Source organism: Acidovorax soli (assembly GCF_900107605.1).
In the GTDB taxonomy this organism is placed as follows: Bacteria; Pseudomonadota; Gammaproteobacteria; order Burkholderiales; family Burkholderiaceae_C; genus Acidovorax; species Acidovorax soli.
In genome coordinates this window covers 210,842-225,348 of sequence record NZ_FNQJ01000001.1, presented here as the reverse complement: position 1 = coordinate 225,348, position 14,507 = coordinate 210,842, and the positions used below count along the sequence as shown (strand labels likewise).

At 68.4% G+C, this 14,507-nt stretch carries 14 protein-coding genes; 3 read left to right on the top strand and 11 right to left on the bottom strand.

Annotated features, from left to right (window positions below; translation table 11 throughout):
• Window positions 1-13: 13 nt before the first annotated feature.
• The 5 genes from BLW02_RS01105 to BLW02_RS01085 all read right to left on the bottom strand — a co-directional run bounded on the left by BLW02_RS01105 (window position 14) and on the right by BLW02_RS01085 (window position 4,865).
• Window positions 14-1,291, bottom strand: a complete 1,278-nt coding sequence (locus tag BLW02_RS01105) for a cytochrome c (RefSeq protein ID WP_092696614.1) — start codon at window positions 1,289-1,291, stop codon at window positions 14-16.
• 12 nt (window positions 1,292-1,303) lie between these two features.
• The gene (locus BLW02_RS01100) at window positions 1,304-2,074 is read right to left on the bottom strand and encodes a c-type cytochrome (protein ID WP_092696613.1); all 771 of its coding nucleotides are present in this window, start codon (window positions 2,072-2,074) and stop codon (window positions 1,304-1,306) included.
• Window positions 2,075-2,168: 94 nt separating this feature from the next.
• Complete coding sequence (locus BLW02_RS01095; protein ID WP_202900055.1) at window positions 2,169-2,738, bottom strand: acetate and sugar kinases/Hsc70/actin family protein; 570 nt, start codon at window positions 2,736-2,738, stop codon at window positions 2,169-2,171.
• 64 nt (window positions 2,739-2,802) lie between these two features.
• Window positions 2,803-3,339 (bottom strand): flavin reductase family protein, encoded by a 537-nt coding sequence (locus BLW02_RS01090; protein ID WP_026437378.1) that lies wholly within the window; start codon window positions 3,337-3,339, stop codon window positions 2,803-2,805.
• 53 nt (window positions 3,340-3,392) lie between these two features.
• Window positions 3,393-4,865 carry an RNB domain-containing ribonuclease gene (locus BLW02_RS01085; RefSeq protein WP_026437377.1) on the bottom strand — a complete coding sequence of 491 codons (1,473 nt, stop codon included), beginning with the start codon at window positions 4,863-4,865 and terminating at the stop codon, window positions 3,393-3,395.
• 381 nt (window positions 4,866-5,246) lie between these two features.
• Here BLW02_RS01085 and BLW02_RS01080 point away from each other — a divergent pair, with 381 nt between their 5' ends.
• Entirely contained in the window at window positions 5,247-5,873 is a 627-nt protein-coding gene (locus BLW02_RS01080) for a class I SAM-dependent methyltransferase (RefSeq protein WP_026437376.1), read from the top strand.
• Between the two features lie 21 nt (window positions 5,874-5,894).
• On the top strand, window positions 5,895-8,528 hold the full coding sequence (locus BLW02_RS01075) for a cation-translocating P-type ATPase (RefSeq protein WP_034713085.1): 2,634 nt from the start codon (window positions 5,895-5,897) through the stop codon (window positions 8,526-8,528).
• Window positions 8,529-8,561: 33 nt separating this feature from the next.
• On the opposite strand, the gene BLW02_RS01070 is transcribed toward BLW02_RS01075, so the two are convergent.
• Together BLW02_RS01070 and dmeF are read right to left on the bottom strand one after the other, a co-directional pair.
• Window positions 8,562-9,530 (bottom strand): cation diffusion facilitator family transporter, encoded by a 969-nt coding sequence (locus BLW02_RS01070; protein ID WP_026437374.1) that lies wholly within the window; start codon window positions 9,528-9,530, stop codon window positions 8,562-8,564.
• Window positions 9,531-9,619: 89 nt separating this feature from the next.
• Entirely contained in the window at window positions 9,620-10,579 is a 960-nt protein-coding gene (dmeF, locus tag BLW02_RS01065) for a CDF family Co(II)/Ni(II) efflux transporter DmeF (protein WP_026437373.1), read from the bottom strand.
• A gap of 66 nt (window positions 10,580-10,645) precedes the next feature.
• On the opposite strand from dmeF, the gene BLW02_RS01060 reads away from it, so the two are divergent.
• Complete coding sequence (locus tag BLW02_RS01060; protein WP_026437372.1) at window positions 10,646-10,921, top strand: metal/formaldehyde-sensitive transcriptional repressor; 276 nt, start codon at window positions 10,646-10,648, stop codon at window positions 10,919-10,921.
• A 40-nt stretch (window positions 10,922-10,961) separates the two neighbouring features.
• On the opposite strand, the gene BLW02_RS01055 is transcribed toward BLW02_RS01060, so the two are convergent.
• The 4 genes from BLW02_RS01055 to BLW02_RS01040 all read right to left on the bottom strand — a co-directional run bounded on the left by BLW02_RS01055 (window position 10,962) and on the right by BLW02_RS01040 (window position 14,497).
• The gene (locus BLW02_RS01055) at window positions 10,962-12,602 is read right to left on the bottom strand and encodes an ABC transporter ATP-binding protein (RefSeq protein WP_034713080.1); all 1,641 of its coding nucleotides are present in this window, start codon (window positions 12,600-12,602) and stop codon (window positions 10,962-10,964) included.
• Window positions 12,603-12,768: 166 nt separating this feature from the next.
• On the bottom strand, window positions 12,769-13,803 hold the full coding sequence (locus BLW02_RS01050) for an ABC transporter permease (RefSeq protein WP_026437370.1): 1,035 nt from the start codon (window positions 13,801-13,803) through the stop codon (window positions 12,769-12,771).
• On the bottom strand, window positions 13,800-14,204 hold the full coding sequence (locus tag BLW02_RS01045; RefSeq protein WP_026437369.1) for a type II toxin-antitoxin system VapC family toxin: 405 nt from the start codon (window positions 14,202-14,204) through the stop codon (window positions 13,800-13,802). The genes BLW02_RS01050 and BLW02_RS01045 overlap by 4 nt, the downstream gene beginning before the upstream one ends.
• Window positions 14,205-14,209: 5 nt before the next feature.
• Entirely contained in the window at window positions 14,210-14,497 is a 288-nt protein-coding gene (locus tag BLW02_RS01040; RefSeq protein ID WP_026437368.1) for a type II toxin-antitoxin system Phd/YefM family antitoxin, read from the bottom strand.
• Window positions 14,498-14,507 lie beyond the last annotated feature (10 nt).

Sequence of the window (14,507 nt, the reverse complement as noted above, 5' to 3'; positions counted from 1 at the left end):
GGGGGGTTCTCCTTCAAGACCCGCGCCGCTCCCGGGCACGGTAGACGCCGATGGTACCCACTGCGCCGGCCTGGTTGCCCCAGGCATTGCGCACGAAGGTGCTCACGGCCGCCACATCCTCGTCGCCCAGCACCTGCATGAAGGGCGGCATGCCATGCGGGCGCGGGTTGCCCGCCGTGGCCGGCAGATAGCCGCCCTGCAACACCACGCGGACCAGATTGGTGGGGTCTTGCAGCACCACGGCACGGTTGCCCGCCAGCGCCGGGAATGCCCCCGGCTGACCCTCGCCGCTGTCGCCATGGCATTGCGCGCAGTGCTGCTCATACACCTTGCCCCCGCGCGCCAGCGTGGCGGCCGAGGGCTTTACCACCGCCGGGGCAGCGGGGGCCTGCTGCGGCAGCGCCCGCAGGTACACGGCGATCGCCTGGGCATCGGCATCGCTCAGGTACTGGGTGCTGCGAAACACCACCTCGGCCATGGGCCCGGTGACCGAGCCTTGCGGCGCCACACCGGTTTTCAGCAGCGCCACCACGTCCGCCACCGGCCACTGCGCCACGCCCGCCTCGGCGGCGGCATTGAGGGCCGGGGCATACCAGTTCTGCACCGGAATCAGCCCCCCGCTGAAGGCCTGCGCCTGGCTGCTGGCGCCCAGCGCATTGCGCGGCGTGTGGCAGGCAGCGCAATGGCCCAGGCCATTGACCAGGTAGGCGCCCCGGTTGTACTCAGCCGTTTGCGTGGATTCAGCCGGTGGCGCACCGGGCACGAAGAACAGGGCGCGCCACACACCCAGCGCGGCCTGCGTGTTGTACGGAAAGCGCAGCGCATGCGGCCGGTTGGCCTGCGCCACGGCAGGCAGGCTTTGCAGATAGGCGTAGATGGCGTCGGAATCCTCGCGCGTCACCTGCGTGTAGCTGGTATAGGGAAACGCCGGGTACAGCAGGCGCCCGTCCCTGGAGCGGCCGTTGTGCAGCGCGCGCCAGAACTCGGCGGCCGACCAATTGCCGATGCCCGTAGCCTTATCGGGCGTGAGGTTGGACGTGTGGATGACGCCAAACGGCGTATCGATGCCGCGCCCGCCCGCATAGGGTGCGCCACCCTGCACGGTGTGGCAGGCCATGCAGTTGCCGGCGCGGGCCAGGTATGCGCCGCGCTTTACCAGCTCCGGCGTGCTTTGCACGGTTTCGTTGGTGGTCAACGGTTCTTCGCCACGCAAATTCAGCGCCACCAGTGCGGCGGCACCCAGGCCCAGGGCGGCCATGGTGGAAGAGATGGTCCAGAGGATGCGTTTCATGCCATGCCCCCTTCAGCGCGCCGCCGCGCCAGCCACCGGCACACCATCCACCCCGCCGCAGCGCACGGGCATGGCCCCTGTCAGCCGCTCGGCCGGCTTGCCGCCGCCGGGCACCGGCTGGGCCGCCAGCCAGGCCGATACGGCACTCACCTCTTCCGGTGAAAGCTGGCGGGCAATGGCCGCCATGCAATCGGGGGCCTGCGCGCGGCGCTGGCCGGTCTGCCAGGCCCCGAGCTGGCTGTTGAGGTAGTCACGCGGCAGGCCCAGCAAGCCGGGAATCGACGGGCTGAGCCCCGTCAGCGCCGGGCCGTGGCACTGCACGCAGGCAGGCAACTGGCGCGCCGCATCGCCCTGCTGCACCAGCAGGCGCCCGCGCTCCAGCACCTGCGGCGCAGCCTGGGGCGCGGGGGGCGGCGCATAGGGCACCTCCAGCGCGGCGAAGTGGGTGGCGATCTCGCGCAGATAGCCGTCCGTGAGGTGCTCGATGAGGTAAGTCATCTGCGGGTAGCTGCGCCGCCCGTCCCGGAAATTGACCAGCTGGTTGTAGAGGTAGCCCTCCGGCTTGCCCGCGATGCGCGGAAAGTAGCCGTCTTGCGTGGCGCGGCCTTGCTTGCCATGGCAGGTGGTGCAGGCCAGCACGCGGGGCGCCATGGCGCTGGCATCTGTGGCGGGGATTTCGGGCGCAGCGCCGGCTGGCGCGGCAACGAGGGCACATGCGCCCAGGGTGGCCCCCCACAGTAGCGACAACAGGGTGCGCAGGGGGCGGCGCGGGCAATTCATCATGGGCAGGCTCTGGCGGAAACAAAAGGAACACATACGGACGTGCGACTCTACCCCGGCCACCAGACCCCATGGATCGAAAGACCCCGTGCCGTCGTCACGCCACCACGGTGATCGCCCCAAACCGCAGGTGGTGCATGAACTCGCGCAGGATCAGCAGCGCAGCGGCGAAATCGGTGCCTTGCGGCAAACCCTCGCGCACGGCCGGGCGCCCTTCGGCCACGGCGGCCAGGCGCTCGAACACGCGTTCCATGGCATCGAGCGGCATCACCATGCACTCACCCGGCGCCAGCCCTGCCAGCAGGGCCACCTCGCGCACCAGCGCGTCGGCGCACAGCAAGGCAGTGCCCGGCGCCAGCACCGGTACCGCGCGGATCACCTCGTCTTCCACGGTGGCAATGGCGTGTTCCATCTCCAGCGGCGTGGGCGGGCTGCGCTTGAAAAATTGCCGCGCCGTCTTGTGCGCGCCAATGTCCAGCACCAGCACGCCGGAAGCCTCGTCGCCCTGCCCGGTGGCAATGGCCGTGTGTTCGGCGCCGATGTGCAGCACCGTGACGGCCACTTGCGGACCGGCGTGGGCCCGCAGGCCACGGAAACGGGTGCGGATATCGGCTTCGGCAGCTGCGCCGGGGACCGTTGACGGATGAATGGGTGACGGTTCGTTCATGGATGTTCCTTGCGCTGGATGCGCCGGTGTTGCGGCGGGCCGCGGTGGACAAAGGCGGACCCGGCTATTTCATTTTGGACGGCAACCGGATCGTCTCGCCCGCCACCATGAAGGCGCCCCAGCCCCGGTGGTGCAGCGTGCGCGGGTCCTTGCAGGCCGGATCGGTCCAGGCCTGAACCACCTCCAGCACAAAGAAGCTGTAGCGGTTCACAAAACGCGTATCCACCACCTTGCATTCGAGGTGGGCATGGCACTCGGCGATCAGCGGCGCGGCCACCAGCGAGGCCGGCGCGGGCGTCAGGCCGAACGCCGCGAACTTGTCCACGCTGCGGCCCGAGCTGTTGCCGCAGTCCACCACCTTCTGCGCAAGCTCCACGGCGGGGATGTTCAGCACGCACTCACGCGTGGCTTTGAGGGCCGTGAAACTGAAATCGCGGCTGCTGACCACGCAGCCCACCAGAGGCGGCTCGAACTCCATCATGGTGTGCCAGGACATCGCCATGGCGTTGATCCGCCCCTTGTGCGCCGTGCTCAGCAGCAGCACCGGGCCGGGTTCGAGCAGCCCATAGACCTTGGACAGGGGAAAGGATCGCTTGGCCATGGTGAAGTCTCCTGCTGGGGGCTCGGACGCTGGCGCCGGGTGGGCACAGAATTTCAGCGCGCCTGCTCGAAATCGATGAAACCGCGCTCCACGTTGGTGCTGAGCAGCTTCACGCGGATCTTCTGCCCCACCTCCAGGTTGAAATCGCCCGCCATCAGCAGCCCTTCGGCCGGCGGCGTGAAGATGCGCACCCAGGTGGCGCTCTCGGTGCGGCCCGTGACGATGGCGTCAAACTTCTGGCCGATCAGCCCCTGCAGGAACAGCGCCGCCTCGGATTTGCGCACGCTGCGCTCCACCTTCTGCGCCGCGTCTTCCTGGTGGGTGCAATGCTCGGCCAGCGTGGCCAGTTCGGCCAGGCCATAGGGCGGGTGCTCGCCCGACAGCAGCGCCTTGACCATGCGCAGGCTCACCAGATCGGGGTAACGGCGGTTGGGCGCCGTGGAATGCGTGTAGTCGCGCACGGCCAGGCCGAAGTGGCCGATGGGCTCGCCCCGGGGGTGCTCGACCACATACTCGCCCGAACCCATCAGCTTGATGATGACCAGCGACAGATCGGGAAAGCGCAGCGGATCGGCCTGGCGCTGGCGCGCCAGGAAACCCTCCAACGCGCGCGAATCGGGCGTCTTGGGCAGTGCCTCGCCATATTTGCTGGCCACTTCCACGATGCGCAGCCAGCGCTCGGGCGATCGCACCACCCGCCGCAAGGCGCTGCCGCCGTGCCGCGCCAGAAACTGCGCCGTGCAGGTGTTGGTGGCGATCATGAACTCTTCGATGAGCTGGCGCGCCCGGTTCTGCTCCTGCTGGCGGATGTCCACCACGCGGTCGCCGTCGAACACGGCCCGCGGCTGGAAGGTCTCCAGGTCCAGCGAGCCCTGCTGGCGCCGGCGCGCGCGCATGCGCTGGGCCACCATGTCCTGGGTGCGCAGCTGCTCGTCCATGCCGGGCACGGCGCGCGCTGCTTCGGGCAGCTCGCCTTCGCCCTCGATCCATGCGGCCACGGCATCGTAGGCCAGCTTGGCGTGGTTGCGCACCCGCGCCCGGTGCACAGTGGAATGGGTGACCGCACCCTCGGCATCCACCACCATTTCGGTCACGATGGCCAGGCGCTCCTGCCCCGGGTTCAGCGAGGTCAGGTCGGTGGACAGGCGCTCGGGCAGCATCGGAAACACCCGCGCCGAGGTATAGACCGACGTGGTGTTGATGTGCGCATGCTGGTCGATGGCCGAGTTCTTCCGGACCAGGGCGTCCACATCGGCCACCGCCACAAAGATCTTCACGGCGCCGTTGCCCAAGGGACCGCAGGCCGTGAGCTGGTCGAGGTCGAGCGAGTCATCGTTGTCGATCGAGCACCAGGGCAGCGCGCTGAGGTCGCGGATGCGCGGATCGTCATCCTGCCCGGCGGCCGCGATGGTTTGCAGTTGTTGCAGCGCGCGGGGCGGAAACTCGGGCTCCAGGCCGCGCTCCTTCATGGCGTCAACGGCAATGCGCACCAGGTCGCTGCGGTGAAAGGTGTGTTTTTTGTCCATGGCTCCAATGTAAGTTGTCGCGGGAAGATGCGGTGCACGGGTGCCCAGTGGCGCCCGGCTGCGGCAGACCGAAGCACCCCAAACACCACCCTGGCCGCCACCGACAGCACGGCAGCCAGCCCGAAGGCCAGGTCCTCGATCAGCCCCGGCAAGGCGGTCGAGGCGCCGGCCATGGTGGCGAGGCGAGCAGATCAAATACTATCAATTTAATAGCTTTCAGAGCTTTATCAAAAAGCGCTACAGGCCATTCTTGCCCTAAAAACTCCGGCCACGCGCAGCCGCATCACGGCCTGTGGCACCATCGGCCCACCATCGCCGTGAACGACAACGGCAAGCGCCCGGCCTGTATGTTCTAGCCCACGACTGCACAAGGCACCTACCATGACCGCAACACCCTTCCCCGACGCCGCTGCCACCTGGAACCAGCGCTACGCAAGCGACCCCCACCTGTTTGGCCAGGAGCCCAACGACTACCTGCGCACCCAGGCCCACCACCTCGCACCCGGCGGCCGCGTGCTGTGCGTGGCCGATGGCGACGGGCGCAACAGCGTCTGGCTGGCGCGCCAGGGCCTGCAGGTGGACGCTTTCGACATCTCGGACGTGGGCGTGGGCCGGGCTCGGCAACTGGCCGCGCAAGCCCAGGTCACCGTGCACTACAGCGTGGCCGATTGCGACCAGTGGCCCTGGCCCACCGCCAGCTACGACGCCGTGGTGGCCATCTTTGTACAGTTTGCCGACCCCGCCATGCGCGCGCGCCTGTTCGCCCACATGGTGGCAGCGCTCAGGCCCGGTGGCGTGCTGGTGCTGCAGGGCTACACGCCCCGGCAACTGGAATACAAGACCGGCGGGCCACCCATCCTGTCGCACCTGTACACGCCGGAAATGATCCGCTCGGCCTTCAGCGGCCTGGAGATCATCGAGTTGCGCGACTATGAGGCGGTGCTGAGCGAGGGCACCCAGCACAAAGGCCCGTCTGCCCTGCTGGGGCTGGTGGCGCGCAAGCCCTGATATGCGCCCCAGCGCAAAGCCATGCCCGCTCCAGAAATCCCGACGCCCAGGCCAACGCCCGCACAACCCGGCCTGAGCACCGCCGACGCCGCACACCGCCTGGCCGCCGAAGGCCCCAACCTGCTGCCAGGCAGCGCGCCCAAGTCCACGCTGGCCATTGTGCGCGACGTGGTCACCGAGCCGATGTTCCTCATGCTGCTGGCGGCTGGCGGCATCTACCTGGCGCTGGGCGACCGGGGCGAAGCCCTCTTCCTGCTGGGCTTTGTGTTCGTGGTCATCGGCATCACGCTGGCGCAGGAGCGCAAGACGCAGCGCGCGCTGGAGTCGCTGCGGGACCTGTCGGCCCCGCGCACGCTGGTCATCCGCGACGGCCAGGAGCAGCGCATCGCCGGGCGCGACGTGGTGCGCGGCGACCTGCTGGTGCTGCACGAGGGCGACCGCATCGCCGCCGACGCCCTGCTGATCGACGGCCAGCTCGAAGTGGACGAATCCCTGCTCACCGGCGAAGCCGTGCCGGTGGCCAAGCTGCCCGCAGCACAAGGCGCTGCACCGGATACCCAACAAACACCGTCACCAACACCGGGAGGAGATGGCACACCCAGTCTCTTCGCGAGCACCGTGGTCACGCGCGGCGTGGGGGTGGCCCAGGTGTGTGCCACCGCCGCCCACACCGCCGTGGGGCGCATCGGCGCCGATCTCGCAGCAACAGTGGAGCCGCCTTCGGCGCTGCAGCAGGGCTCGCGCCGGCTGGTGCGCACGCTGGGCACGGCCGCCCTCGTCCTGGCCCTGGCGCAGGTGCTGCTGGGCTGGTGGTGGAACGGCCGGCCGCTGCTCGACAGCCTGCTCTCGGGCATTGCGCTGGCCATGGCCATCCTCCCCGAGGAGATTCCTGTCATCCTCACCGTGTTCCTGGCGCTGGGCGCCTGGCGGATTGCGCACCAGAAGGTGCTGACGCGGCGCGTCACCGCCGTCGAGGCGCTGGGCGCCATCACGGTGTTGGCCGTGGACAAGACCGGCACGCTCACCCTGAACCGCATGGCCGTGGCCGAAATCGCCACCGCCGACCAGCGCTTCAGGCCCGCCGACGGCGCCAGCGAAATGCCCGAACATTTCCACCTGCTGGCCGAATTCGCCATGCTGGCCACGCCGGGCGATCCGTTCGATCCCATGGAAAAGGCCATCCAGCATTTCGGCCACCAATGGCTCGAAGGCACCGAGCATGTGCACGACGGGCGCGAGCCCGAGTTCGAATACGCGCTCTCGGGCGAGATCCTGGCCATGACACGGGTGTTTGCCAGCGACGAGCCCGACCTGCACCTGCTGGCCACCAAGGGTGCGCCCGAGGCCGTGGCCGACCTGTGCCACCTCGATGCCGCGCGGCTGGGTGCCATCCGCCGCCAGGTCGAAGCCATGGCCGAGCGTGGCCTGCGCGTGCTGGGCGTGGCACGGGGGCGCTGGCGGGGCCCGCCCCCGGCGCCCGACCAGAGCCCGCCCTGGCCGCAAAGCCAGCACGACTTCGACTTTGATTTCCTCGGCCTGGTGGCGCTGGCCGACCCGCCCCGCCCCGAAGTGCCCGCCGCGCTGGCCGAATGCCGGCGCGCGGGCGTGCGCGTGATCATGATGACCGGCGACCACCCGGCCACGGCCCGCGCCATTGCGCAGCAGGTGGGCCTGTCGGAGCGGCCCCAGGTGCTCACCGGCCCCGAGCTGGAAGCGCTGGACGACGCGGCCCTTGCCGAGCGGCTGCGCCATGTGGATCTGTGCGCGCGCCTCAAGCCCCAGCACAAGCTGCGCCTGGTGCAGCTGCTGCGTGCCAGCGGCGAAGTGGTGGCCATGACCGGCGACGGCGTGAACGACGCCCCCGCGCTCAAGGCTGCCGACGTGGGCATCGCCATGGGCGAGCGCGGCACCGACGTGGCGCGCGAGGCCGCCGCGCTGGTGCTGCTGGACGACAGCTTCGCGCGCATCGTCGCCGCCATCCGCCAGGGCCGGCGCATCGACGGCAACGTGCGCAAGGCCATGCGCTTCACCTTCGCGGTCCACGTCCCCATCATCGCGCTGGTGCTGGGGCCAACGCTGCTGAAATGGCCCACGCTGCTGATGCCGGTGCATATCGTGCTGCTGCAGTTGCTGATAGACCCCACCTGCGCGGTCGTGCTGGAGGCCGAACCCGAAGACAGCAACACCATGGAGCGGCCGCCCCGCCCCGTCTCCGACTCGCCGTTTGCCATGGGCCCACTGGTTTACTCCGTGCTGCAGGGCCTGGGCGTGGCGGCCTTGCTCTTGGGCGGGCAGTCCTGGCTGGCGGGTCAGGGCTGGGGCAGCGCGCAAAGCCGCACCGTGGTGTTCGGCACGCTGGTGCTGTGCGTCATGCTGCTGATCCTGGCCAACCGCGACCTGTCGCGCCCGGCGCTGCTGGGCATCACCCGGCCAAACCCCTGGCTGTGGCGCATTGCCGCCGCAATGGCCTTGCTGCTGGCCGCGGTGCTGGGCATTCCGGGGCTGCGCGCGCTGATGGGATTGGCTTTGCCCGGCGCCCAGGGCGTGGCGGTGGCCGCTTGCCTGCTGGCGCTTTGCCTGGTCTGGCTGGAACTGGTGCGGCGCGCGGGCCGGAGCCTGGTGCGGACCCGGCTGCCCGGACCTGGCGGACGCTGACTCCGGCCCGGCCCGCGCCCCGGCAAAGAACGCCTACTGCGCCACGGCGCTGCCGCGCACCAAAGGCGCGGCGTGGTCCAGATCGGGCCGGCGCCACGGGTCCACATGGGTCATGAGGTTGAGCACGCGGTGGCGCTGCAGCACGCGCTGGCGCGCCTGCACGGCGATGTCGTGGCCGGCCTCCACGGTGAGCGCTGCGTCCACCTCCAGGTGGGCATCGACCACGATCATGTCGCCCATCTTGCGCGTGCGCACATCGTGCACGCCGCTCACGCCCGGCGTGTCGAGCAGCGTCTGGCGGATGGCCTGCACTTCCTGCTCGTCCACCGAACGGTCCATCAGGTCGTGCAGCGCATCCCAGCCAAACTCCCAGCCCATCTTGCCCACCATGAAGCCGACGATGAGCGCGGCAATCGGGTCCAGGATGGGATAGCCGGCCAGGTTGCCGGCAATGCCGATGCCCACCACCAGCGACGAGGCCGCATCCGAGCGCGCGTGCCAGGCATTGGCCACCAGCATGCTGGACTTGACGCGCTTGGCCACGGCCAGCATGTAGCGAAACAGCAGTTCCTTGCCCACCAGAGCGGCACCGGCCACCCACAGTGCCACCCTATGCACCTGCGGCACCGTTTGCGGGTTCTCCAGCTTGAGCACCGCCGACCACACCATGCCCATGCCCACCGCCAACAGCAGCAGACCCAGCACCAGCGAGGCCGCCGTCTCGAAGCGGTGGTGGCCGTAGGGGTGGCCCTCGTCGGCATCCTTTTTGGCATGGTGGCTGGCGAACAGCACCACGAAATCGGCCACGAGGTCGGACAGCGAGTGGATGCCATCGGCGATCAGGCCCTGCGACTTGGCCAGCACGCCCACCACGATCTGGATGGTGGACAGCACCAGGTTGACACCCACGCTCACCCAGGTGCTGCGCGATGCGGCGGCAGCGCGCTCCTGGGGCGTGTGCACGGTGTCTTCGGTATCGCTGTCAAGATCGCTGAATTGCATGGCCGTGGTCTCTGAAGGGGGTGCGCAGGTGCGCCCTGCAGAGGATTGTGCCCCGGCACGGGGCTACAGCCGAAAGTGACGGCGGAAAATCAGGCCGGCGCCGCCGCGCCAGGCGCATGGATCTCGACCGTGATGTGCACCAGCTCCTCGTGCACGCGCAGCTGCCGCTTGAAATATTCCGGCGCCACGCCGGGCGACGTGACCAGCGACAGGATGCACGCGTAGTCGCCCCGGCCCACGCGCCAGACATGCAGGTCGCTGATGCGCGCCGGCACGGGGCTGGCCGCGATGACCTCGCGGATTTCCGCCACCACCGGCGCGTCCATCTCGGCATCGAGCAGCACCTTGCCCGTATCCCGCAGCAGGCCCTGGGCCCACACGGCCACCAGCACCGCGCCCACGATGCCCATCACCGGATCCAGCCAGTCCGCCCCCCACAGCTTGCCGCCGAACAGCGCCACGATGGCCAGCACCGAGGTGGCGGCATCGGCCAGCACATGCAGGTAGGCCGAGCGCAGGTTCAGGTCGTGGTGGTGGTCCGAATGCCCATGCCCGTGGGAATGCCCATGGCCATGATCGTGTCCGTGGTGGTGGCCACCGCGCAGCAGCCAGGCGCAGGCCAGGTTGACCAGCAGGCCCACCACACCAATGGCGATGGCCTCGTCGTAGTGGATGGGCTGGGGCGCCAGCAGCCGCTGCAGCGACTGCACCAGCATCACGCCCGCCACCAGCACCAGTGCCAGCGCGCTCGTGTAGCCTGCCAGCACCTCGATCTTCCAGGTACCCAGCGAAAACCGCCGGTCGTGCGCGTAATGCCGCGCCGCCGCGTAGGCCATGGCCGACAGGCCCAGCGCCAGCGCGTGCGAACTCATGTGCCAGCCATCGGCCAGCAAGGCCATGGAGTTGAAAACCCAGCCCCCGGCGATCTCGGCCACCATCATCGCTACGGTCAGGGCCACGGCCCAGCGCGTGTTGCGCTCGGCCAGCGGGTTGCCCTGGTGGAAGTGGTGGGAATGGGACCCGTCAGAGGGCGTGGCAGTGGATGGCATGGAATGGAGGGGGATGAAATTGCCCCGCAATATACTCCACCCCAGTATCCATCACCCCCCAATTCCATGGCACACACCATCACCGGACACAAGCAGTTGCTGGCACGCGTGCGCCGCATCCAGGGCCAGGCCAGCGCACTCGAAAAAGCCCTGCTGGCGCAGTCCGACTGCGCCGCCGTGCTGCAGCAGATCGCCGCGATCCGCGGTGCCGTCAATGGCCTGATGGCCCAGGTGCTGGAAGGCCACCTGCGCGAGCATGTGGGCGCGCAAGGGCTGTCGGATGCGGCACGCGACGCAGGCATGGATCAGGTGACCGCCGTGCTGCGCTCCTACCTGCGATAGGCAGAATGGCCGCACGACAGGCACTCGCCCGCGCAGTGCGTCAGCCCGGCACTGCGGCCGCTGCCACCAGGCGCTGGGTGTAGGCTTGCCGGGGCGCATCCAGCACCTGGGCCACCGTGCCGCTTTCCAGCACCTCGCCATCCTTCATCACCAGCACGTCGTGCGCCATGGCGCGGATGACCTGAACGTCGTGCGTGATGAGCAGGTAGCTCAGGCCCTTGTCACGCTGCAGGCGCTGCAGCAGGCCCAGCACCTGCTGCTGGATGGTGACATCGAGCGCGCTGGTGGGTTCGTCGAGCACCAGCACGCGCGGCTGCACGATGAGGGCACGGGCAATGGCCAGGCGCTGGCGCTGGCCGCCGGAAAATTCATGCGGGTAGCGCGCCAGCAGGCCGGGGAACTGCGCCTCGGTCAGCCCCACCTCGGCCAGCGCGGCCTCCACCCTGGCACGACGCGCCGCCATGTCCAGCGCGCGCTCGTGCACCTGGAGGCCCTCGCCCACGATCTCTTCGACGGTGAGGCGCGGCGAGAGCGAGGAGAACGGGTCCTGGAACACCACCTGCACCTGGCGGCGCAACTGCTGGTTGGCGGGCGTGTTGCGCGCGGCCGGCTGCTGCCAGCCCTGCCCCGCCACCGCCAGCTCGCCGCCATGCGGCAGCAGGCCCAAAATAGCCTGCGCCAGCGTGGATTTGCCCGAACCCGATTCGCCCACCACGCCCAGCGTGCGGCCGGGCAGCAGTTGCAGCGTGGCCCCCAGCACGGCGACGAATTCACCTTTTTTGAACCAGCCGCGCACGCCGGGCAAGGGCGTGGGATAAACCACGCGCAGGTCTTGCGCCTGCACCACAGGGGCGATCCCTTCGGCGGGTTCGGTCTCCACCACATCGCGCCGGGGCTGGCTGGCGATGAGGCGGCGGGTGTAGCCATGCTGCGGGGCAGCAAACACATCGGCCACGCGGCCCTGCTCCACCAGCACGCCCTGCTCCATCACGGCCACGCGGTCGGCAAAGCGGCGCACCAGGTTCAGGTCGTGCGTGATGAGCAGCACGGCCATGCCGGTCTGGCGCTGCAAATCAGAAAGCAAATCCAGGATCTGGCCACGCAGCGTGACATCGAGCGCCGTGGTGGGCTCGTCGGCCAGCAGCAGCGCGGGCTCGCTGGCCAGGGCCATGGCGATCATGGCGCGCTGGCGCTGGCCGCCGCTCAACTGGTGCGGAAAGCTGTTGGCACGGCGTTCGGGCTCGGGGATGCCGGTCTTTGCCAGCAACTCCATCGCTTGCTGCGCAGACTGGGCGGGCGCCAAAGCCCTTTTCAACGCCAGAACCTCGGCAATCTGCTGGCCAATGGTCATCAGCGGGTTCAGCGCCGTCATGGGCTCCTGGAACACCATGGCGATGTCACCGCCGCGCACGCCGCGCATCTCGCGTTCCGACAAGGAGAGCAGGTCGCGCCCGCGCAGCAAGGCCTGGCCGCTGATGCTGGCATCACCCGCCAGGCGCAGCAGGCTCAAAGCGGTGATGGTCTTGCCCGAGCCCGACTCGCCCACCAGCGCCAGCTTCTCGCCCGGCGCGATGCTGAAGCCCACGCCGCACACCACCTCCTTGGCACCAAAGCGCACGGAAAGGTCGTGCACCTGCAGCAGCGGTGCAGGCGGGGACTGGGGTTGGAGTGTGGCGATCATGGCTTTGCTGTCGTTCGCAACGGGCTGATGCAGGATCGGATGTCAGCAACTGGCACGCACCAGGCCAGCGGACGCCGCGCAAGGGCCGCCCCGCCGCGCTGGCGGCGTCTCCCCTCCCGGCGAAGCCGAGAGAGGGGGGAAGGCGCGAAGCGACTCAGGGGGGTGTTCATTGTTTCCGGGGGTCCAAGGCATCGCGCAGCGCATCGCCCATGAAGGTCAGCAGCAGCAGCGTGACCACCAGCACGCCGAAGGTGGACAGCGAGATCCACCAGGCATCGATGCTGTTCTTGCCCTGGCTCAGCAGCTCGCCCAAGCTGGGCGTGCCCGGCGGCACGCCCAGGCCCAGGAAGTCGAGCGAGGTCAGCGCCAGGATGGCCGCGCTCATGCGAAACGGCAGGAAGGTGACCACGGGCGTGAGGCTGTTGGGCAGGATGTGGCGCCCGATGATCTGCGCATTGCCCACGCCCAGGGCGCGCGCCGCCTTCACGTAATCAAGCTGGCGGTTGCGCAAAAACTCGGCGCGCACGTAGTCGCTCAGCCCCATCCAGCCAAACAGGCTGAGCAAGATCAACAGCAGCGAAATGCTGGGCGCGAACACGGCACTGAAGATGATGAGCAGGTACAGCTCGGGCATGGAGCCCCAGATCTCGATGAAGCGCTGAAACGCCAGATCGGTCTTGCCGCCAAAGAAACCCTGGATGGCGCCGGTGATCACGCCCAGCGCCACGCCCGTGACGGTGAGCGCCAGCGCAAACAGCACACTCACGCGAAAGCCGTAGATCAGCTGCGCCAGCAGGTCGCGCCCGCGGTCGTCGGTGCCCAGCCAGTTCTCCGGCGTGGGCGCCGAGGGGTTGGGCGCCTTGGCAAAGTAGTTGAGCGTGTTCGGCCCGTAGGGGTTCAAGGTGTAGAGCGCCCAGTTGCTGCCCTGCGTGATGCGCTCGCGGATGAAGGGATCGAGGTAGTCGGTGGGCGTCTCGAAGTCGCCGCCAAAGGTCTTCTCGGGGTAGTCCTTGAGCATGGGAAAGTAGGTCTGCCCCTCGTAGCGCACGATGAGCGGCCGGTCGTTGCTGACCAGCTCGGCGCACAGGCTCACGAGCACCAGCGCGCAAAAAATCAGCAGGCTCCAGTAGCCCAGGCGGTTGCGCTTGAAACGCAGCCAGGCGCGGCGGGAGGGGGACAAGGACGGGCTGGCTGGACTCATGCCGTAAACGGGTTGAGCAGCCCAATGCCGCAGCCATCAAAGTCGCGCACATTGCGCGTGACCACCGTGAGCGCGTGCACCTGGGCGGTGGCGGCTATCAGCATGTCGGCCTGGCTGCGCACCTGCCCGCGTGCGGCGAACATGCCGCGCATTTCTCCAGCGCGGCGAGCTATGGATGGCGTGGTGTCGAGCACCTCATTGCGCCCAATGAACTCGTCAAACCATGCCATTAAGGTGGGGTGGGGTTTGCGCAATAAGCCATAAAAAATTTCATCGATCGTGATGACAGACAAAGTGAGCTTGCCATGCACAGCATCGACCGTGTCGCGCCACGCCAGAACGCCTGGGTGGGGCTGGCGGCGCATCAGCTCGCTAATGATGTTGGTGTCTGCAAGCTGCATGGCTGTCAGTCCCAGTATCCAGGTTCATCCATGGGATTGGGGCGATTGGTTCTGGGCGGTATCTCGATGCCATCCAATCCCTGTGCTGCAAGCAAAGCGCGTATTTCGTCAAACTGCTGCGCCAGCGTGGGCCGCTGGCGCTCGGCCTTCCATCGTTTGAATTCCTCAAACTCCTGCGCCGAAATCAGCACGGCGACAGGTTTGTCTCGGTTGTAGATAGCTTGCGGCTCCTCGGCGGTCAGGCGCACCACTTCAGAAAATTGCTGCTTGGCGCTGGCGATGTTCCAGGTCATGATGAACCCC

What these genes read in the sequence shown, in the direction of transcription:
- BLW02_RS01105 (WP_092696614.1), bottom strand. Translation starts at nt 1,291, where the DNA reads ATGAAACGCATCCTCTGGACCATCTCTTCCACCATGGCCGCCCTGGGC.
- BLW02_RS01100 (WP_092696613.1), bottom strand. Translation starts at nt 2,074, where the DNA reads ATGATGAATTGCCCGCGCCGCCCCCTGCGCACCCTGTTGTCGCTACTG.
- BLW02_RS01095 (WP_202900055.1), bottom strand. Translation starts at nt 2,738, where the DNA reads ATGAACGAACCGTCACCCATTCATCCGTCAACGGTCCCCGGCGCAGCT.
- BLW02_RS01090 (WP_026437378.1), bottom strand. Translation starts at nt 3,339, where the DNA reads ATGGCCAAGCGATCCTTTCCCCTGTCCAAGGTCTATGGGCTGCTCGAA.
- BLW02_RS01085 (WP_026437377.1), bottom strand. Translation starts at nt 4,865, where the DNA reads ATGGACAAAAAACACACCTTTCACCGCAGCGACCTGGTGCGCATTGCC.
- BLW02_RS01080 (WP_026437376.1), top strand. Translation starts at nt 5,247, where the DNA reads ATGACCGCAACACCCTTCCCCGACGCCGCTGCCACCTGGAACCAGCGC.
- BLW02_RS01075 (WP_034713085.1), top strand. Translation starts at nt 5,895, where the DNA reads ATGCCCGCTCCAGAAATCCCGACGCCCAGGCCAACGCCCGCACAACCC.
- BLW02_RS01070 (WP_026437374.1), bottom strand. Translation starts at nt 9,530, where the DNA reads ATGCAATTCAGCGATCTTGACAGCGATACCGAAGACACCGTGCACACG.
- dmeF (WP_026437373.1), bottom strand. Translation starts at nt 10,579, where the DNA reads ATGCCATCCACTGCCACGCCCTCTGACGGGTCCCATTCCCACCACTTC.
- BLW02_RS01060 (WP_026437372.1), top strand. Translation starts at nt 10,646, where the DNA reads ATGGCACACACCATCACCGGACACAAGCAGTTGCTGGCACGCGTGCGC.
- BLW02_RS01055 (WP_034713080.1), bottom strand. Translation starts at nt 12,602, where the DNA reads ATGATCGCCACACTCCAACCCCAGTCCCCGCCTGCACCGCTGCTGCAG.
- BLW02_RS01050 (WP_026437370.1), bottom strand. Translation starts at nt 13,803, where the DNA reads ATGAGTCCAGCCAGCCCGTCCTTGTCCCCCTCCCGCCGCGCCTGGCTG.
- BLW02_RS01045 (WP_026437369.1), bottom strand. Translation starts at nt 14,204, where the DNA reads ATGCAGCTTGCAGACACCAACATCATTAGCGAGCTGATGCGCCGCCAG.
- BLW02_RS01040 (WP_026437368.1), bottom strand. Translation starts at nt 14,497, where the DNA reads ATGACCTGGAACATCGCCAGCGCCAAGCAGCAATTTTCTGAAGTGGTG.